This is a genomic window from Prevotella herbatica, assembly GCF_017347605.1.
GTDB classification, from domain to species: domain Bacteria; phylum Bacteroidota; class Bacteroidia; order Bacteroidales; family Bacteroidaceae; genus Prevotella; species Prevotella herbatica.
In genome coordinates this window covers 1018346-1038596 of the sequence record NZ_AP024484.1, presented here as the reverse complement: position 1 = coordinate 1038596, position 20251 = coordinate 1018346, and the positions used below count along the sequence as shown (strand labels likewise).

Genomic DNA, 20251 nt, shown 5'->3' with positions numbered 1-20251 from the left:
TAATGGAAGAAAAGAAAATAAACGAGAAAGAGAGTTTAGAACTTATTTCTCAAATGATACAATCTACAAAGGAATATATGGAAATCGGTAGTGGTAACCATTTCATCTATTGGGGCTACTTCACTGCGGCATTGTCTATTGTTATATATTCTGTGTTTCAGTTTACTGAGTGGAAAAGTTGTGGACTGCTTTGGTTACTAATGTTTGTGTTTTGGATATTTATGGAAATATTGAATCATCGCAAGCATCCAACAGTAATGACGTATATCAACAAAGTTATTGATCATGTCTGGTATGCTATGGGTTATATGTTTATTGTAACATTTGCTGTTATTCTTTGTATCAGCTTTATCTATGGACGATACAATGCTCTGGATTTAATGATGCCATTATCTGCTATTTATGTTGGTATAGGCGTAACAATAACGGGGATAATCATTCAGAATAAGTGGATAGCCTATCTGCCATTTGTAGGAATAGGTTTGGGGCTATACATGCTAACAGCCATATATTTGAATATTTTTCCAACTATATCTTGGCATCTTATCTTTGGTTTATCATTTATAATAATGATGGTAATACCTGGACACATACTTAAAAGAAAGGAGAAAAAAGCATGTTAAGGGAATTAGATCCATTACTACACTCCCAACTACGACTTGCTGTTGTATCTATCCTAATGTCATTGGATGAAGCCGACTTTGTATATCTGCGAAATAAGACAGAATCAACAGCCGGCAACCTAAGTGTGCAACTGGATAAATTATCTGCTGCTGGATATGTCTCAACAAAAAGAGTTATCGAAGGAAAGAAAACTCGCACTTTATGTCGTATGACTAGCAAGGGAAAGAAGGCTTTTGAGGATTATGTGGAAGCCTTAAAGGTATATCTAAACGTGAAGAAATAGTGTTTTTTCTCTTGCATTACGAAAGAAGTTCAAGCTAGAAGACATTCTATTCCATTATTAGTAGGTTATAAGAAATCATCCATTGATAAAAAATATTTCTCATAGCCTAAATTTTTTAAAGATATAGTTACGAAATATTTCTTAATCAGTTGTATTGCCTAAAACATATTTCTTTATCCATAGGCTGAAAAACTGATCATACACAGAATATGCACCATCATTTTCAGTGATGAAGTCTTTTTCTAATAATCCTTTAACCGCAGAATTTACTGAACTAGGTGATGGCAGGTGATGTTTCTTTGCAAAAATTCCGCCTGTAACATTTCTGGCTTTGCCTTCAGCGGCTATAGCAAGGATTGTGTTACGTTGCTTTTCTGCCATTTGTCGCAATATGGTTTCGTAGGTGTCTGATGACATATCTAAGATATAGTTTATTGCATCATCAAGCATACCTTTTGAGCATGTACCGTTTTGAGGAGTTTTAAGAAACAGTACATTCATTACACGTTGTATGTAGGAAGTGACGCCTTCAAATCTATTGAATAGTTCTTTTATTATTTCTACTTCTAGATGTTTGTTGCGTTCTTCAAATTTCTCAGATGCGAATTCGCTGTATTTCTCAACAGTTAGTGTTTTTAAGTTCATTAGTGTAACGCTCTGATAAAAAGGTCGTGATGGTGATACAAATATCTCTCCCATTAGGTGGCGGTGTGAGCCTGAAAATATGAAATGTGCATTTGTACATCTTTGTATATATGTGCGCAAAAGCGCCTCGATTCTATTATCGCCATAGTATGTTATCTGTTGGAACTCGTCTATTGCTACAAGGCAAGGCTTATCTGCTTGTTGTAGATAGGTGAATATCTCATCTAAAGTAACTTCTGGATTTGTTATAGCTCCAACCCCAACACTCCATACGGGAAGACCATTGATATCAAATGAAATTTCAGAGCGCAAAGATGCTAATGTCTGGATTAATTTTTCCCAGACTTTCTTACCCTTTGAACGTAGTCCGTCTATAATACTTTTACCAAATACATTAACTAGGTCTGAAACAGAAGATGTTGAATAGATGTCGATGATAAAAGTATAGTAGTCTTGTTTTATCTCAGGTTGGTTGAAACAATGATTTATAAGTTCAGTCTTACCAATACGTCGAGGAGACATAAGGGCAAGATTATTCTCATTGACTAACAGGTCTGTAATTTTTCTTGTTTCATCTTTACGATCACAGAAATATTCAGGACCAGCATATCCATTTGTTATAAAAGGGTTGTTCAACATCATAGTTTCTTGTTTGATTCCGCAAATATAGTACTTTTATTGTAATTATCAAAAAATGATTATCAAAAAGTGATAAAATACAAATGTGGTGTCTTTTAATGATGTAGTTACGTTATCAATAACCATTCAACTTGATGAGGCTATGATAGTAAAAAAATGCATAGTAAAAGAAAAAAAACTTCTTTTTCTGTGTAATTTTTAACTATATTGCGCTTTACAAACAGTTATACTCGTATCCATAGATAATGATTAACACTTTGTGTGGCGTATTATTTATAGCTTAGATTTCTCGGTGACGATTTCAATTTTGTAGGTTTTGAGGGCTTCCCCCTATGTTTTTATGTTTTTTAGCTACGTTAGCTACGCCATCTCTTGCATAGCGCATAAACAGAGGGGCTCAAGATACCTAACTTGTAGAATTTAGCTACGGTAAGCTACGGTTTAGCTACGTTATCTATTTCTGCTTATATAATGTACGTGCAAGTACGCGCGCACATAGGGTTTTGCAAAATATAAGCGTCGAAATGTCAAGTTAATGAATATCAGTATTTTATCTACGAATTTGACTAAATAAAGTGATGGAGATCAGACGGTCAAATATTGATTTTCCCATGCGTTTCTATATAGAAACGCAACTCTTTCCACATAGAAACGCAAACGTTTCTACGATGTTTTACCTCCTATTTCTTCGTAAAACGCACTGCGTTTTACGAAGAAACGCACTGCAAAACATCGAAAAACGCACCAAATTCCTTCGCAAAGTGCAATGTAATATATGGGAAATTGTCACCTTTTTTTTATCGACGAATAGTCATCACGTTATTCTACTCGAAAATATTTCTAACAAGTTGATGTTCAATGGATAGACACTTCGACATCTTTTTTGCTGAAAAATTCACAGTGTGTGCATATGCGTGCGTGTATTACGATGTGTAACATTTCTAGTAATTAAAACTTTGGCTAACAGGCTAACCTAAATCTGATTGCATGGACAAAAATTTTGCAGTATCTTTGCAGAGAATTCAGTGGAATTCAGTAGAATCTTAAAACAAGCTTGATGATTCTGTTTTCGTTTGCATAGTTCTTGCTCACATCCTTAGTTCCTCATATGCCGCCAGCGATTCTTTGACAAATTTACTTGTAGAATACATTTCATCCTTTAAAAAATACAAGTTGCCGTAGCTAGAACGTAGCTAGCCGTAGCTAAATCCTGCAAGCTACGTATCGTCAATCCCTCTGTTTATGGGGTATGTGAGAGATGCCGTAGCTACCGTAGCTAAAAATATAAAAAATGATAGGAGAGCGAGCACTGCGTTTGATGAGACAAATTAATTTGATATGATATTATTTTTTCTTCTCCTTCAAACACGTCAAAATATGCGTTATAGTTATTATTATCATATATGCTTGCAAAAGAAATATTATATAGTGAATCATCTAAATTACAGTGAATCAACGTTAGTGACCATTTCTCTGAGGTCACGAAAATGTTTCTGTTAGGGCTTTTTGATTGTATATGTAGCTCTTTGATATGTTAATTATTTGAAATAAAAAAGAAATAGAATGTCTTATATTTTGAATTTATCATTATATTAGTTTATTTTGTATGATAATAAAATACACGAAGAACATTGTAAATTAACAACTAATGAAGCTGAACAAGAAATCGGGTATGATATTAGGAAGGGCTGACTTTATCAGTTCACATTTTTGCAAGTGCTTTTTAAATGGCGGTTGTTGGGTTATTAGTGTCATTGACAACTCACTAATCCCAAAACATCTCTATCCAATTTTAATCTAATCAATATGCCTAAATTCAAATCTCTACATACTCGTGTTTTTCTTACGTTTTTATTGGTTGTCATTGGTTATTTACAAGCCATGGGGCGCGACTACGACCATACCATACAGGGACATGTGGTGGACAATATCAGCGGAGATGGGCTCACCCCAAAAATTATACTGATGACTGCGGATAGCGTAGTGATAGACACGACTACCGCTGAACTTGAAGATAACCCCTTTACAGGTGGTAAAATAGGAAGTTATTATTTTGAAAAGATTAACCAGAAGGGACGATACATCATTAAGGCTGTGATGGAGAATTACAGTGATGCCTATACTGATTGTGAGCTACGAAGTAATCGTCAGTCTGCGATCTTTGCCAAACTCATTCGCATGATGAAGGTTTTCCACGAACTTCCTGAAGTCCTTGTTAAAGCTACTAAGCTGAAAATGGTGATGCAGGGCGACACGATAGTCTACAATGCCAATGCTTTCAACTTAGCCAATGGTAGTATGCTTGATGCATTGATCGCAAAATTGCCCGGTGCCAAACTAAATAAAGATGGACAAATCTATGTTAATGGGAAATATATCGAGAGCCTTCTTGTCAACGGTCATGAGTTTTTTTCTGGCAATCCGAAACTCGCTTTAGAGAATCTTCCTGCTTACACCGTCAATAAGATAAAGGTGTTTAATAAAGCAGGTGCCGCCTCAGTGATGATGGGGCATAACATGGGTGATCAAAGTTATGTGATGGACGTAAGATTAAAACGTGAATATGCCACTGGATACATGAGTAATTTAGAAACCGGAATGGGTACAAAAGATCGTTATCAAGTGCGGGGCTTTGGTATGAAATTCTCTAATAAAGAGAGAATCGGAGCTTTTGTCAACATCAATAACCTCAACGACAACCAGCGCGCCGAACTTAATGGCGAATGGAAACCACAGGATATGCCCGACGGACTATTGGCAACTAAAACTGCAGGACTCTCCTATCTTTACTTCATCAAAGGTACGGATTGGCTAAGCAGTGACATAACCTATACGCATACTTCATCTGACAATGTAACAAAGCAAAACGCACAGACCTTTCTACCTGGTGGCGACGCCTACAAGAATAGCTATGCCAAGGACTTGGAAAGCAGAGATCTATGGAAAAGCAATACACAATTACATCTGACACAGGACGGCTTCTTCACTTCCGACTACCTCAACCTCTCCTATCAGCACACCAATGGTAGAGGAAATATGAACACGGAAACACTCGATTCTACTTCTGTCGTCAACCGTTTACTTACAGAAAACAGTATTGAATCGAGTGAATTCAACTTCAAAGCGAAATCCGAAAACGGACTACGAGTATTTGTTACCGACATGTGGCGTCTAAGTCTATCGGCTGAATACAACCGCAAAACCCAAAAATCATTTGCCATGCAAGATATACAATACCTGCAAGGCACTCCATCTAGAGACTATCGCAATCCATATACCAACGCTCCCAATCAGCATCTAAAGCTCTTTGGCAGTACTTCCTATACCTTTATGCTCCGTGAAAAGTCTATCATGCCCGAATATATTTATACCTATTCTTACGACAAGGCTTCTAATCTGTTTTATCGATTAGACAAACTGGCTGGCAGAGACAGCAGCAGATTTGATATATTGCCATCAGCAGTGAATGCGCTAGCCGGTTCCCTTGACGGTGAAAACAGTTACCGTTACCACGAATACCGCAACCAACATGAGTTCAGCCTCAATTATAAAGATCTTAAGTGTAAGCTCCTCAATGCGGATGTACAAGTGAAAATGCCGATACGCATAGTCAACGCTAACCTCTATTATGAGCGTATGGGGCGTCACGATGTAATGCGCAAGAGTGTATTTTTCGAACCTTCTCTCTATATTTATCATCAGGGCAACAAAACCGAATGGAGCCTAACAGCAGAATCGCAGTCTGACCTTCCCGACCTTACAGCCATGACCAACTATCGCGACGATAGCGAACCGCTTTATATCAAAGAAGGCAACTCCGATCTAAAGGATATCCACCGATATAGTCTAGAGGTCAATTCTACATTTCACGGACCACACCAACGGGCGTTTAGCCTATGGACTGCATGGCATAAAACCGACAACAGCACTGCCTACCAACTTACGTACGATAAAACTACTGGTATCTCTACCCTCCGTCCTATGAGCGTTAACGGCAATTGGGATGCCAATGGAGGAATGGGTTACACGCGCACCTTAGATAATGCCCAGAAGTTTACCACTGATAATCAGCTATGGATTAATTACTACCACAATGTAGATCTTGCTACAGTAAGCGGACTCACAACGAGTCAACGCAGCATCGTAAACAATTGGAAGATGGGCGGCGAAAGTAAGTTGATTTTTCATGCCAACGACAACTATGAGTTCACACTTCATGGTGGTGGCAACTACTATCTTATCAATAGTCAACGTGAGGGATTCAGTAATATTCATGCAGGCGATTACAGCATGGGACTTAATACCACATTATCACTTCCTTGGAACTTCCAGATATCTACTGATATGACCATGTTTGCACGCAGAGGATATCAGCAAGCTGAGATGAATACTACAGACTGGGTATGGAATGCCCAGCTCACCCGCAGTTTCGTCAAAGGTAAACTACTGGCTAAGTTGCAAGGCTTTGATTTGCTACATGAGCTTTCAAGCACGCAATACGCCATGAATGCGCAGGGCCGAACAGAAATTTGGCACAATAGTATTCCTCGTTATGTCATGCTTTCACTTGCTTGGCGATTTAGCATTAATCCCAAAAAGTAATAATGTTTGTAAACTAACAAACACAGTCATACTCTATAGATGAACTCAATAATAAAAAGGAAAAGTGCGATGTTATAGTTCTTATTATTGCTTGCTTTGGAACATGATTGTCCTCTTATACCAAGTGTGTGATATAGGAAACTAGTATCTGTTTTTTTATAAAGGATTATCAGTTTTCTTTATTCTAAAACTTCAATTATTATTTTTAGTATAACCTAAAATCAGCAGCATCCCCATACTCAATGAAGCGTGTTAGGGAGCTACGCAATATTCCAATGATGTCTTGCTGATATCGGATGTGTATGAAATGTGCTCATTATTGAAAAAATACCACCGAATGGTGTTCGTTTTTCTTATTTAATTGCTATTTTTGTCATGTCATTTGGATTTTAACTGTTTTTTTGCACCACTAAAGTAAGTGAAAATCTGACACGACAAAATCGTGAGCAACTTATTGTAGCTCATGTATCTTTAAAAACAACCTAAAGTGGTGTGGAATTAAGCGTAAGCAATAATGAAAAAACTGATAACATATCAAATTGATTCTTTCACTAAAGAAAAATTTAAAGGAAATCCAGCAGGTGTAGTTGTGAATGCCGACGGATTAAGTGATAACGAAATGCAATTAGTTGCAAGAGAATTAAATAATTCTGAGACGGCATTTCTTTTCTCATCTGACAGTGATGATTGCGATGGAGTAATAAGATACTTTACCCCTAAGACTGAAGTACCTACCTGTGGACATGCCACAATTGCAGCGATGTATGCTAAAGCATTGGAAGAAAATTTGGATTCCTGTGTTTTAAGGATGAGAACTAAAATCGGCATTCTTCCATTTGAGATAATAAAGAAAGATGAAGATTATCAAGTTATTATGACTCAGGGAAAATTTGAGCTAAGTCCTACATTTGATTCTGAAACAACACAAAAACTGTTAACAGCTTTAGGATTAGAGAAATCGGATTTGGATAATAAATGTCCGATTCAGATAGCTTCAACTGGACACTCAAAGGTTATGATTGGAATTAAGAGCCGAGAGAAACTCAATGATTTAGCCTTAAATTTGAATGACTTGGCAATTTTGAGTAAGACTATTAATTGTAATGGATATTTTGTTTTTACATTTGACTCTGATAAAAGAGATATTCTGACTTATGGTAGAATGTTTGCTCCTGCGATTGGAATATCAGAAGACCCCGTAACTGGCAATGCAAATGGACCATTAGGTGGCTACTTGATACAAAATAAGATCGTGGACTATAAAGAGAACGTTTTTGAATTTAATGGTAGACAAGGGGAGCAAATAGATAAACTTGGTGTTGTTAATGTGAGAGTTAAAATTGAAAATGACTTACCAAAGGTGATTCAAATAAAAGGTGACGCTGTGGTAATATTTAAGACAGAAATAGAAATATGATAATAAGCCACATACGCACAATACTGCATATAGTCAATAACGGTGAAAGTATGAAATTGAAGCTTTGTACTTCTAACAAAAGTTAGTTCCGGTTGATACTGACGTGCTATGAACTCAGCCATTGCATTCGATGATAATTGTTAGACACTATTTTAAAGAACGTGGGATTGTTTCTAACAAAGAACCCTTTTCATAAATTATTTAACCAAACTGTTACCAAGAAATAGATACCAGATAATGACTAAGCGAGTCTATTTGGTTCGGATAATTTCTTAACAGGACAGTTAGGATATATTATAAATCTCGGATAGGGGCTTTTTATAATATTACCGTCTATAGAATAAATGGTTGAATCTAAATTTATTAAAAGTATGAAGAAAAGGTCTTTATTAAAGTTTGTAGCTCTGTTACCGTTATTCTTAGTTTCTTGTTCTGAAACAGATGATGAATTAAATGAATTTTCTAATTGGAAGGATAAGAATGAAAAATACTTCACTGATATATATATTTATGCAGATTCTGCAATAAACAATGGTTCCAAAGACTGGAAAATTATTAGAGAATGGTCTTTAGAAGATAATTACAGTACAGCAAAAGAAAATAACATTGTCGTGAATATTTTAAAAACAGGCAATGCCTCTACTTGTCCGATATATACAGATTCAGTAAGAGTCCACATACAAGGTAGGATACTACCTTCAACTACATATTCTAAAGGATATCCTTTTTGGGAATCTTTTGATGATAAATTGGATGTTACAACATCATTGCCTTTTCTGTTATCTGCGAATGGAATAATACCTTCAGGTACTAATACCGTTAATTCAAAGCAGATAGATGGACTTTCAACAGCACTTCAACAGATGCATCTCGGTGATCGTTGGATTGTATATGTGCCTTACCAATATGGGTATGGAACAGTTAATAATTCATCTCCATTAGTACCTGCTTATAGTACATTAATTTTTGATGTATCTTTGGTTGGTATTTACCATTCAGGAAATAGAATACCTAAATGGGAATAGAATAGATATAAAGCTGTAAAAGAAAAGAGATTATCTGATTTTTTACTGCTTTTATAATTTAGTAATCCTATAAGAATAACGAAAATAAAAGGTGAAGTTTAAAATTAATACAGTGTATCTAATTCTTCAAACTCATTTTAAATAGTATTACAGGGACAAATGAAGAGAAGCCATCGTTCTGCTACAGAACGATGGCTTTATTGTTGTCTATGCATTAAAACAAGGAGAGTTGGATATTGATAGTCCTTTGTAGATTAATGCATGGATTCTTTGATTCAGACTTTGCGGTAGAATATAATTTTGAATGATTAATGCCCGTGCTTGAATATTTTGATTCTTGAAAAATCGGCTTTGGAAAATTGCTTTACGCTTAGCATCAGGAAGATAATGCAAATAATCATAATTATAACAAAGCTCATCCACGGCATGATGGTGAAACTGCCCACTTGAAACGCTATACCATTTTTTACCTGTTCTGCTACCGATAAATGATCCATCTTCAATGTAACTTCTCGAAACAGAGCTGTGGTGTATGTCAAGGGATTTAGTAGGACGATGGGAAGCATAAATTTGGGTAATGCAAATGTCGGAATGTAGGCTCCAGACAAGAACGTGAGGGGGAATGATATGATAGTGACCAATAGCTGAAAATTGCTCGATTCACGTGTAATTGTTGCCAGATATAATCCCAAAGCACTGAATGTGAGTCCGGCTAAAATCATAATGAGAACCATATCGAGTCCGTGGACCGCATCGAGGTCTAATCCCATAAACAGACCGATGATTACGATAATAAGTCCCTGAATAACAGATATTACGGTAGACGATAACATATGCCCAATGGCTATCTGCCACCGCGAGATGGGTGCTACCAGAATTTCTTTCATGAAACCGCTTGAGATATCATCGAGGATGTTCATTGAATTATTCAAAGCAATTTGGAAAACGGTCATGATGATGATACCCGCAATCAAATAATTCATAGGGTTGGCAATGCCTACAGCAGTGCTCTTCATTACAAATGAAAAGACAAAAAGCATGATAACAGACATGAACAGATTCATAAACAGGCGCATTCTATCGCGCACAAGTTTCAATAAGTTTCTATTTAAGATGGCTAAAATGGCTCTCATGATTCTCTAATCTCCTTTCCTGTGATATTTAAAAATACGTCGTTGAGTGATCCTTTCTTAACTTCGAGGTCTTTGATATATTGTTTGTTGGCAGACAGGATTTTTAGAAAATCATCGTAATCATTGATGTTGACCATAACAAAATCGCCATCCTTTTTATATTTCATGTGATGCTGATCAAGAAAACCAACAATTATTTCGGGTTGATCGGATTCCAGTCTCATAACCGTTGAAGTGTATTGTTTTTTTAGGTTGAATGGAGTGTCAAACGCAATGATTTTCCCTTTATCAATAATTGCGATTTTATTACAAATCTCAGCTTCTTCCATATAGTGCGTGGTGAGAAAGATGGTAATTTTCTTTTCTTTTTGTAGTTTGTAAATATATTCCCACACATTGGAGCGTGTTTGCGGATCGAGACCGGTAGTTGGTTCGTCCAAAAACAATACTTTGGGGAAATGCACCAAACCTCGGGCAATCTCGGCACGGCGCTTCATGCCTCCCGAAAGATTCTTGACCGGCGAATGGCGTCTTTGTTCAAGATCAACTAGGTCGAGTACAAAGTCAATACGTGATTTTACTTCTTTCTTCGGTACGTTGTAAAAATCGCAATGCAGTTTCAGGTTCTCTTCAATGGTAAGCTTGTCGTCAAGCGTAGGATCCTGAAAGACAATACCTATGTTGTTTCTTACCTCAGCCATCTGCGTGCTTACGTCGAACCCATTTATTTTCATGTCGCCCGATGTTTTTTCCTGAATGGTGCATAGCGTGTTGATAGTGGTGCTCTTACCTGCTCCGTTAGGACCAAGGAACCCGAAGATACTCCCTTCTTCCACTTCGAATGAGATATTGTCGACCGCTATGAAATCACCAAATTTCTTTGTAAAGTTTTTAACTTCGATACTATTCATCTTAATTGTTTTAATTCTATTATTTTATTTTTTGCTTTTATGTGGAGATCAAATCGTTGTAAATAGTTTGCAAACGCTTTCGCAGATAAACGATTGCGTAATGTTTGCGCGAAAGCAATGTGTTGACTGGTACGCCGATGGTCTTTGAAATCTCTTTCACAGGAACGCCGTCCAGCTCCGTAAGCTCAAAAATCTCACGTTGTTCGGCAGGTAATTCTGCCAATGCGTTTTCAAGTTCCGTCCATACCAGTGAACGCAGATATTTCGTTTCCGGAGAGTCTTCGTCTTCCACTTCGTGAAACAGTAGCCCCGATATTTCTTCCAGCACATGTTCATCTTCGTCTTCCTGAAAAACTGGCATCCTGACTTCCTTCTTTTTCGTTTGGGCATTGGTAATCATATTTTGCGTGACACGATACAGCCATGCAGAGGTGTTTTCAATTGGGTTCATGGCATTATCCATGTTCTTTGCCAATTGATAAAACACATCCTGCAAAATATCATCCGCATCATCACGACTTGATACTCGCCCTCTAATAAACGATTTTAATCTCGGGGTGTATTTTGCAATCCACTCTTTCAGATTCTTTTGATTCGAGTTATTGCTCACTGGTATTTTCGCTATGAGAATGTTCCTGCCCAAAAGGATAACCGTGGAAACCGTGGTGTCTATTTTTAATAAATTCTTCACGTTCTTTCTCGTTCATCCCAGCCCATTTTTCATATAAAGGATGCCGGTGATATCTAGCCATTTCTTTTCTTGCCATCCAACCGCTAGGAAATGTTCCGAATAAAATTCGTGAAAGAACCAAGATGCCGAATGCCTGCAAAAAGTTAATGCATGGAAGTGCAAAGATATGTGGCATCAACCAATTCCAAAGCAACATGACAATAGCTGCAAATACGGCTGCAAACCCTAAAAAACCTAAGAAATGCCAAAGTGAATGTTTAAAATAAGATTTCATAATGTGTATATATTAATGTTTATTATCAAATTGAATTTTTTCTTGCGTTGAAGATAACGGTATCTTATCAATCAGTCTGATGGCTCCAAAGTTACAACTTTTTATGCAATGTTGACATGCCGTACATTAGTTTGGATTTTTCACAATTACATGCATATCCTTTCCTTCCTCAGGTTCCATTTTGAGTACACCGTTTGGACAGTGTGTTATACAGCTGTTACATCGAGCACACTTCTTATCATCGATAGATATTATTCTATTGTTTTTTTCCTTTTTCCTTAGTGAGTCCGTTACCAGATAAATAACGAATAAAGCACCTATTGCAAAATAAAGTTGTATCATTTGTCCTTTCATTTTTAATATTATAAATAGCTTTCTATAGATTAAGACAGATGAGTGCGAAAAATATTTTAAAGAATTGCCAATTTATATCATTTTTGCAATAGATTTATCATTTCCTTAAATTCTTTTTTAGGTATCAGTAGCTTAACTCACTTATTTTTATAAGCATTATACTTGTAAAATAACGTTAGTTCGATGTTATAATTGATTATTAGGCAATTTTTTTTCAGCTTTTATAATTTATTAATCATATAATTGCATTACTTTTTCGCTCTTTGTTATAGACAAAAACGGGAGTTTTGAGTCTTATAATAAATAGGTAATGATATGAAAAGGTTTGCAACTTATATAGTGTTTTTCTTTGTAACGTTGGCAACATTGGCTCAAAGCGATGTTGAGACACAACGAATGTATCTGTCGGGACATGGTTGTGACGATATGGTGAAATGGGATTTCTTATGTACCAATGGACGTAATTCAGGTAAATGGACAAAGATTGGAGTTCCGTCTTGTTGGGAATTGCAAGGCTTTGGTACTTACCAATACGGTATGCGATTCTATGGAGTTGCAAATCCTGAAGGCATCGCAAACGAAAAAGGACTTTATAAATATGAATTTAACCTTCCGAAGTCATGGGCAGGAAAACAGATTGAGCTTGTGTTTGAAGCTGTGATGACAGATGCAAAAGTAACCATTAACGGACGAAAAGCCGGAAGTGGATTGTATCAAGGTGGATTCTATCGCTTTATATTTGATGTCAGCGATCGCATTTTCTTTGGTAAACATAAGAATATTCTAGAGGTAGAGGTGAGCAAGGAGAGTGCTAACTCACAAGTGAATATGGCAGAAAGACGTGCTGATTATTGGAACTTTGGAGGAATCTTCCGTCCTGTCTTTGTCGTTGCCAAACCATCTTATAATATTGCTAGAGTAGCTATTGATGCCGATATGAACGGAGTGTTCAAGGCTGATTGTTTTCTTAACCATGCCCTTAAAGGAGCAAAAGTTAAGGTGAAGATAAATTCAATTGGTGAAAGTGTAGCAGAAGTAAGGGGAGATGTGGCGCATTTTGATTTCAAAGCATCCAATCCAAAACTATGGACTGCCGAAACGCCAAACATGTACACAGCAGAGTTTTCTCTGATGGATTCAAATAATCATGTCATTCATCGTGAAAAACAGAAGTTTGGTTTCCGTACGATTCAGTATCGCCTGTCTGATGGTGTTTATATCAATGGAAATAAAGTAATATTCAAGGGTGTAAACCGTCATTCATTCCGTCCTGAAAGTGGACGAACGTTGAGTAAGGCAAAGAACATAGAAGACGTGAAACTTATCAAGAGTATGAACATGAATGCTGTGAGATTGAGCCATTATCCTGCTGATCCGGAATTCCTTGATGCATGTGATTCTCTTGGACTATATGTGGAAAGCGAACTTAGTGGATGGCATTGGGCTCACGAGACTATCATAGGTCAGCAGCTTGTGAAGGAAATGGTGACACGTGATGAAAATCATCCAAGTATCATATTTTGGAGCAATGGAAATGAAGGCGGTTTTAATTATGAACTAGAACCAGAATTCTCACGTTGGGATATTCAGAAACGCGTTGTGATATATCCGTGGGCTAACAGAAACGGATTTGAAACAAAGCACTATCGCTCTTATGGTGAAACAGAGGAATACATGCGACAGAAGGAGATATTCATGCCTACAGAATTTCTTCATGGACTATATGATGGTGGACACGGTGCCGGACTTGCTGACTATTGGAAGATGATGATGGCAAACCCAAGATGTGCAGGTGGATTCTTATGGGATTTAGCTGATGAGGGAGTGGTGCGTACAGACAAAAATAATATGGTTGATTGCATGGGAAACTTTGGCGCAGACGGAATCGTAGGCCCGCACTTCGAAAAGGAAGGTTCTTATTATACCGTTAAACAGGTGTGGAGTCCTGTAGCTGTGTCTTTGTCTGGAAACAGATTACAGGTTGTGAATAGTTATAACTTCACAAATCTTCGTGACTGCCATTTCTCATATAAATATTTAGGAATGCCAATGTTGGGTTCTTCTGATGTGAAAACAAACTCAGCAGGCAGTCTTGTGTCTCCAAATGCAAATCCTGGTGATACAGCTTATATAATATTACCCGACGGTTGGAAAAAAGCCGATGTGATAGAGGTAAAAGCCATTGATAATCATGGAAACGAACTATTTACATGGGACTTTAAACAGAAAGTGAATAATGCCGCTCGTGTGAATGTAAACACTTGCAAGGTTGATTCAACGAAAGATAATTTGATTATAAATTCTGAAGGTCGCACATATACATTCTCACGACTTGACGGACTATTGAAAGGGGTAGCTGTTGGTGATAGAAAAATATCATTTGCAAATGGTCCTCGCTTTGTTGCCGCAAGACGCAGCGATCGCAGTTTCGACCAGTTTTATAATCATGATGATAAGGAAGCCGAAAAGAAAAAGACTCAATATACTCTTTATAACGACCAAGGAATATTGCAGAGTATTGAAATGAAAGGTAATGTTCTTACAGTGAAATATGCTCATGGCTCGCTTAATGAAGTGACATGGCGTTTCATTTCTGGTGGAAGCGTAGAGATGAATGCAAATTACAGTTTTGGTGGAGTTGTTGACTTGATGGGTATAATGTTTGATTATCCAGAACAAAACGTGAAGAGTAAGCAATGGGTTGGTGACGGACCTTATCGCGTATGGCAGAACAGAATGCAAGGACCTCAATATAATTTATGGCAGAATAAATATAATGACCCTATACCAGGCGAGAGTTTTGAGTATCCTGAATTCAAGGGATATTTCTCAAATGTGGCATGGATGCAGATTAACACAACCGAAGGACGAATAGGAATAATCAACGATAGTAACAGTTTTGTAGGCGTTTATCAGCCACGTGACGGCAGGGATGAACTGCTATATACTTTGCCGCAGACAGGAATATCATTACTTCGAGTGATTCCGGCAGTGAGAAACAAAGTTAACTGCACAGACCTCAATGGTCCTTCAGCACAACCAGTGTGGAGCAGTGGCTTTATGTCTACAACAGCAACATTCAAATTCGAATGAAAAGATTAGTATATACCATATTGATTTCCTTTCTTGTGGCAGTTTCTGTCTATGGCGATTCTCGTCCTTGGACATTCTGGTACTGGATGTATGGAGCAGTTTCTAAAGCAGGAATACACGAGGATTTAAAGGGAATGAAAGACATCGGACTTGGTGGTTGCTATCTGATGCCTATACGTGGAGTGTCAGACAAACCTGAGTTTAATGGTGATGCGACACAGTTATCACCTAAATTCTGGGAGATGGTGGATTATTCTTTTTCACAAGCCGATTCCCTTGGGCTTGATATGGGTATTCATATCTGTGATGGTTTTGCTCTTGCCGGTGCTCCATGCATATCTCCAGCCGAGAGTATGCAGAAAGTTGTGTGGAGTGACACAATCATATCTGTTAATTCATCATCATCTGATCATATAAAATTAGTTCGCCCAGAGGCATACATGGGCTATTATGAAGATATAGCCGCATTTGCATTGCCCGTGAAATATGATACAACGAAAGTGAAACCTGTTGTTGTATCTCATTCTGATAATTTGGTTGTAAATCCAAATGGTAGTTTTAATGCTTCCAAATCTTGTTGGATCGAGTATAATCTTGGCAGAAAAGTGACTTTGCGCAGCATTGATATTATACCTTCGGGAAACAATATACAATGTCAGCGTGTTAAGGTTATGGTGTCTGATGATGGAAATGAGTTTAAGTTGGCTTCACAACTTCAACCTGCTAGACAAGGTTGGCAAAGTACTGGATATGGTTTTACTTATGCGATAAGTCCTGTTTCTGCAAAATTTGTAAGACTGGAATGGAGTCCAGACGGAACAGAACCAGGAAGCGAAGATTTGGATGCCGCAAAATGGAAACCAAACTTTAAATTAAAGTCGGTGAATTTCGGTCTGTCACCAGTTATTTCACAATGGCGTGGCAAGGCTGGATTCACATGGTTAGTGGCTCCTGAAACAACGAAAGATGAAGTGCCTGATGGGGATTGCATAAAGAAGTCAGATATTATAAGATTAAAACTGAATAATGGACGTGTAGTTGGAAAACTTCCAAATGGAACATGGCGCATATTGCGCATGGGACATACTTCTACCAGACAGATGAATGCTACGGCAGGAGGCGGAAAGGGTTTGGAAGTTGACGAGTTTTCTTCATCTGCAGTAAATAAACTATTAGATAATTGGTATTCACTTTTCCTATCACGCAGTCATTCTTCTGTAGTGAAATATCTTCATGTAGACAGTTGGGAATGTGGAACTCAAAACTGGGGATATCAATTTGCCAAGGAATTTAAGTCACGTCGAGGTTATAATCTTATTGATTGGCTTCCGGTAATGGCAGGAATATCATTGGAGAGTGCCGCTCAAAGCGAAAGAGTATTGCGCGATATAAGAAGTACGCAGAATGATCTTGTTAATGAAATATTTTTCAAGACAGTAGAAAAATACGCACATCAACATGGACGCAAGATAAGTCATGAGAGTATCGCTCCTACATTTGTTGCCGATGGTCTTGAACATTACAAATATTCAGATGTTCCTATGGGCGAGTTTTGGCTAAATTTACCAACTCATGATAAACCTAGTGATATGCTTGATGCAATAAGCGGTGCTCATATATATGGAAAACCGATAGTTCAAGCTGAAGGATTTACGGAAGTCAGAGGGGTATGGAATGAAACGCCAGCGATGATAAAACCGCTTCTTGATCATAACTTTGCATTAGGCATGAATAAATTGTTCTTTCATGTAAATACTCATAATCCGTGGACTGACAGAAAACCAGGTATGACACTTGATGGAATAGGACTTTTCTTCCAGCGTGATAATACTTGGTATCATGAGTCTGGTGCATTAGTTGATTATATCAATAGGTGTCAGAAAATGTTGCAGAGCGGTACGCCAGTTGTGGATATTGCTGTGTTTACAGGTGAGGAAATGCCATCGCGCTCTTTCACTCCCGACCGTCTTGTAGATATTCTTCCAGGCTTGTTTGGTAATGAGCTTGTAGAATCAGAATGTAGACGATTGGAGAATAAAAACCAACCTCTTGAGGAAAGTCCTGTCGGAGTGGTACATGCTTCGGGTATCATGAATTTAAATGATTGGATAAATCCGTTACACGGATATCATTATGATTCAATGAACAGTGATGCTCTTTTGAATGCTAAAATCGTTGATGGTCGTATTGTAATGCCTGGTGGCATAAGTTATGGTATATTGGTTATGCCGGGAAAGACAAAGATGACACCTTCGTTTTCAGGGTATTCAAAAGTTATTGCTGATAGAATAAAAAAACTTCGTAGGAGTGGAGTAACTGTTATCGATGTTCCTTATACGGATGACACATTTAAATCAGCTGGTATTCCAAGGGATATCGTGGTGCCTAATGGTATCGCCTTTAATCATGTGAAAGCAAAAAGCGGTGATGATATCTACTTCCTTAGTAATCAGTTTGCTCGTATTATGACATTCAATGCCATTATGCGACAAGCTGATATAACGGGATGTATGTTGTATGATGCACAGAAAGACATTTATTTCAGTCCTTCATCATGTAGCATGGATAATGGTTTTGCAAATGTAGAAATTACATTGCCATCTCATGGTTCTGTATTCGTCATATTTCCTCATCGTGTTCAGTCAACAACATTATCAAAGTTGCCAGTATATGATAAAGTCGTGAATGTTAACGGTGATTGGCAGTTGACTTTTGATGCGACAGGGATTAATGTAAATACGAATCTCCCTAACGATTGGAGTATTTCTGATAATGCCAAGATACGATATTATAGTGGTTCTGCAGAATATTCAACTCATTTGCGATGTGATATACTAAAAGGACAGAATGCAACGTTATCTTTAGGAAAAGTATGTGATATTGCGCATGTATTCGTAAATGATGTAGATTGCGGGGTGGCATGGACATCACCTTATGAGGTGGATGTTACTAAGGCTTTGAGAAAAGGCGATAATTTTATTAAGATAATAGTCACTAACACATGGGCTAACGCCTTGCGTGGAAATGATATCGGAAATCCTCCGTTTTCTGGCATCTGGACTAATGCGCCGTATAGAATGAAAGATGATAAACTACTGAATGCGGGACTTATTGGACCTGTGGAATTAAAATACTAAAATATATATGAAATACAACAGACTACTTGTTGGCATGGCAATGACATTGTCTGCCATGGTTATGAAAGCAGAAATCAAATTGCCGCACATGTTTGGCGACAATATGGTCATGCAACGCAATTCTGATTGTAATATATGGGGAACTGCCGATGCATTAAAAACAGTAAAGATTACTACGTCATGGAATGGTAAGACTTACAAGGTGAAAGTTGGAGATGATGGGAAATGGAAATTGAAGATCAGTACTCCTGATGCTGGTGGTCCTTATGATATAAGTCTCTCTGATGGCAAGGCACTTACATTGCATAATATCCTTATCGGGGAAGTTTGGATATGTAGTGGACAGAGCAATATGGAAATGCCGATGAAGGGATTTAAGGCACAACCTGTTGATGGGGCATTACATGAACTTATTACTGGAGCCGACAAAGACTTACGCTTGTTTACGGTCAGTCGCAATGCCCGTTTGCAGGCTGTAGATACATTGCAGGGAAAATGGAATGCTGCGGATGCTGAGACAATACGCCAGTTCAGTGCAACGGCATATTATTTTGGTTCAATGTTGCGTAAGAGTTTACGTATTCCTGTAGGACTTATTGTAACCTCATGGGGTGGCAGTGCTTGTGAAGCATGGATGTCTTCTGATTGGTTGAAGGCATTTCCTGATGTGAAGCTGCCAACTGACCAGACTGATGTTGACAAACGAGCACAACGTTGTCCTACAGCTTTATATAATGGAATGTTGCGTCCACTGATAGGTTTCACTATGCGTGGTGTGATATGGTATCAGGGAGAGGACAATGTAAATCGTGCATCTTCTTATTCTGCTCTTATGCAGAAGATGATAAGTGGATGGAGAAATGAATGGAAAGAAGGATCTTTTCCTTTCTACTACTGCCAGATAGCTCCATACGATTATTCTTTAATCAACTGGAATTACAACAGTGCGTATCTTCGTGAGCAGCAGTCTATGGTAGAAACCAATGTTGATAATTGTCGCATGGCTGTATTAATGGATGCAGGTTTGCAATATGGTATTCATCCACGTAAGAAGCGAGAGGCTGGCGAACGTCTTGCTATGCTTGCTTTGAAGAATACATATAATGTGAACGGACTTCCTGAATTTGCTGCTTATAGCGGAGTGAAGTTTGATGGTGACACTGCTGTCGTTTCGTTTAGTCGCAGTCGTGAATGGGTATATTTCAATAATTCTACGTCGAGTGACTTGTTTGAAGTTGCCGGAGCCGACAAAGTCTTTCATCCCGCAAAGGCTTGGATTTCACGCAATCAGGTATATGTAAAGAGTGACGAAGTAAAGCATCCCGTTGCAGTGAGATATGCATTTCATGATTGGGCTGTAGGCGACTTGTTTCATGATGGTTTGCCGGTAAGTTCTTTCCGTACGGATAATTGGTAAGAAAAT

The 20251-nt window shown here is 37.8% G+C and carries 14 protein-coding genes; 8 read left to right on the top strand and 6 right to left on the bottom strand.

Annotation, left to right across the window (positions count from 1 at the left end; translation table 11 throughout):
• Nucleotides 1–2 precede the first annotated feature (2 nt).
• Together prwr041_RS03835 and prwr041_RS03830 are read left to right on the top strand one after the other, a co-directional pair.
• Complete coding sequence (locus tag prwr041_RS03835; RefSeq protein ID WP_207155043.1) at nucleotides 3–623, top strand: hypothetical protein; 621 nt, start codon at nucleotides 3–5, stop codon at nucleotides 621–623.
• Nucleotides 617–907: a winged helix-turn-helix domain-containing protein gene (locus prwr041_RS03830; RefSeq protein WP_207155042.1), complete on the top strand. Its 291-nt coding sequence runs from the start codon at nucleotides 617–619 to the stop codon at nucleotides 905–907. Before prwr041_RS03835 ends, prwr041_RS03830 begins: the two co-directional genes overlap by 7 nt.
• 141 nt (nucleotides 908–1048) lie before the next feature.
• On the opposite strand, the gene prwr041_RS03825 is transcribed toward prwr041_RS03830, so the two are convergent.
• The gene (locus prwr041_RS03825) at nucleotides 1049–2191 is read right to left on the bottom strand and encodes an AAA family ATPase (RefSeq protein WP_207155574.1); all 1143 of its coding nucleotides are present in this window, start codon (nucleotides 2189–2191) and stop codon (nucleotides 1049–1051) included.
• 1806 nt (nucleotides 2192–3997) lie between these two features.
• Between prwr041_RS03825 and prwr041_RS03820 the strand changes: the two genes are divergently transcribed.
• The 3 genes from prwr041_RS03820 to prwr041_RS03810 all read left to right on the top strand — a co-directional run bounded on the left by prwr041_RS03820 (nucleotide 3998) and on the right by prwr041_RS03810 (nucleotide 9235).
• Nucleotides 3998–6793 (top strand): outer membrane beta-barrel family protein, encoded by a 2796-nt coding sequence (locus tag prwr041_RS03820; RefSeq protein ID WP_237072302.1) that lies wholly within the window; start codon nucleotides 3998–4000, stop codon nucleotides 6791–6793.
• 514 nt (nucleotides 6794–7307) lie between these two features.
• Nucleotides 7308–8210 carry a PhzF family isomerase gene (locus tag prwr041_RS03815; RefSeq protein WP_207155041.1) on the top strand — a complete coding sequence of 301 codons (903 nt, stop codon included), beginning with the start codon at nucleotides 7308–7310 and terminating at the stop codon, nucleotides 8208–8210.
• Nucleotides 8211–8581: 371 nt separating this feature from the next.
• The gene (locus tag prwr041_RS03810) at nucleotides 8582–9235 is read left to right on the top strand and encodes an FKBP-type peptidyl-prolyl cis-trans isomerase (protein ID WP_207155040.1); all 654 of its coding nucleotides are present in this window, start codon (nucleotides 8582–8584) and stop codon (nucleotides 9233–9235) included.
• Nucleotides 9236–9543: 308 nt separating this feature from the next.
• Here prwr041_RS03810 and prwr041_RS03805 read toward each other — a convergent pair whose 3' ends face one another.
• The 5 genes from prwr041_RS03805 to prwr041_RS13765 all read right to left on the bottom strand — a co-directional run bounded on the left by prwr041_RS03805 (nucleotide 9544) and on the right by prwr041_RS13765 (nucleotide 12586).
• Nucleotides 9544–10323: an ABC transporter permease gene (locus prwr041_RS03805; protein WP_237072301.1), complete on the bottom strand. Its 780-nt coding sequence runs from the start codon at nucleotides 10321–10323 to the stop codon at nucleotides 9544–9546.
• Between the two features lie 41 nt (nucleotides 10324–10364).
• Nucleotides 10365–11279: an ABC transporter ATP-binding protein gene (locus prwr041_RS03800; protein ID WP_207155038.1), complete on the bottom strand. Its 915-nt coding sequence runs from the start codon at nucleotides 11277–11279 to the stop codon at nucleotides 10365–10367.
• A gap of 37 nt (nucleotides 11280–11316) precedes the next feature.
• Nucleotides 11317–11889: an RNA polymerase sigma factor gene (locus prwr041_RS03795; RefSeq protein ID WP_207155037.1), complete on the bottom strand. Its 573-nt coding sequence runs from the start codon at nucleotides 11887–11889 to the stop codon at nucleotides 11317–11319.
• Complete coding sequence (locus prwr041_RS03790) at nucleotides 11879–12244, bottom strand: hypothetical protein (RefSeq protein ID WP_207155036.1); 366 nt, start codon at nucleotides 12242–12244, stop codon at nucleotides 11879–11881. The genes prwr041_RS03795 and prwr041_RS03790 overlap by 11 nt, the downstream gene beginning before the upstream one ends.
• A 126-nt stretch (nucleotides 12245–12370) precedes the next feature.
• A complete protein-coding gene (locus prwr041_RS13765; protein WP_207155035.1) occupies nucleotides 12371–12586 on the bottom strand; it encodes a 4Fe-4S dicluster domain-containing protein in 216 nt (71 codons plus the stop codon).
• Between the two features lie 327 nt (nucleotides 12587–12913).
• Here prwr041_RS13765 and prwr041_RS03780 point away from each other — a divergent pair, with 327 nt between their 5' ends.
• Genes prwr041_RS03780 through prwr041_RS03770 form a run of 3 tightly spaced genes read left to right on the top strand, consistent with a single transcriptional unit; the run spans nucleotide 12914 to nucleotide 20245 of the window.
• Entirely contained in the window at nucleotides 12914–15691 is a 2778-nt protein-coding gene (locus tag prwr041_RS03780) for a glycoside hydrolase family 2 protein (protein ID WP_207155034.1), read from the top strand.
• Nucleotides 15688–18828 (top strand): glycosyl hydrolase, encoded by a 3141-nt coding sequence (locus prwr041_RS03775; RefSeq protein WP_237072300.1) that lies wholly within the window; start codon nucleotides 15688–15690, stop codon nucleotides 18826–18828. Before prwr041_RS03780 ends, prwr041_RS03775 begins: the two co-directional genes overlap by 4 nt.
• A 7-nt stretch (nucleotides 18829–18835) precedes the next feature.
• On the top strand, nucleotides 18836–20245 hold the full coding sequence (locus prwr041_RS03770) for a sialate O-acetylesterase (RefSeq protein WP_207155033.1): 1410 nt from the start codon (nucleotides 18836–18838) through the stop codon (nucleotides 20243–20245).
• The last annotated feature ends 6 nt before the right edge of the window (nucleotides 20246–20251 follow it).

Excerpts from the sequence above, each read along its gene's own strand:
- prwr041_RS03835 (WP_207155043.1), top strand. The coding sequence starts at position 3 with ATGGAAGAAAAGAAAATAAACGAGAAAGAGAGTTTAGAACTTATTTCT.
- prwr041_RS03830 (WP_207155042.1), top strand. The coding sequence starts at position 617 with ATGTTAAGGGAATTAGATCCATTACTACACTCCCAACTACGACTTGCT.
- prwr041_RS03825 (WP_207155574.1), bottom strand. The coding sequence starts at position 2,191 with ATGTTGAACAACCCTTTTATAACAAATGGATATGCTGGTCCTGAATAT.
- prwr041_RS03820 (WP_237072302.1), top strand. The coding sequence starts at position 3,998 with ATGCCTAAATTCAAATCTCTACATACTCGTGTTTTTCTTACGTTTTTA.
- prwr041_RS03815 (WP_207155041.1), top strand. The coding sequence starts at position 7,308 with ATGAAAAAACTGATAACATATCAAATTGATTCTTTCACTAAAGAAAAA.
- prwr041_RS03810 (WP_207155040.1), top strand. The coding sequence starts at position 8,582 with ATGAAGAAAAGGTCTTTATTAAAGTTTGTAGCTCTGTTACCGTTATTC.
- prwr041_RS03800 (WP_207155038.1), bottom strand. The coding sequence starts at position 11,279 with ATGAATAGTATCGAAGTTAAAAACTTTACAAAGAAATTTGGTGATTTC.
- prwr041_RS03790 (WP_207155036.1), bottom strand. The coding sequence starts at position 12,244 with ATGAAATCTTATTTTAAACATTCACTTTGGCATTTCTTAGGTTTTTTA.
- prwr041_RS13765 (WP_207155035.1), bottom strand. The coding sequence starts at position 12,586 with ATGATACAACTTTATTTTGCAATAGGTGCTTTATTCGTTATTTATCTG.
- prwr041_RS03780 (WP_207155034.1), top strand. The coding sequence starts at position 12,914 with ATGAAAAGGTTTGCAACTTATATAGTGTTTTTCTTTGTAACGTTGGCA.
- prwr041_RS03775 (WP_237072300.1), top strand. The coding sequence starts at position 15,688 with ATGAAAAGATTAGTATATACCATATTGATTTCCTTTCTTGTGGCAGTT.
- prwr041_RS03770 (WP_207155033.1), top strand. The coding sequence starts at position 18,836 with ATGAAATACAACAGACTACTTGTTGGCATGGCAATGACATTGTCTGCC.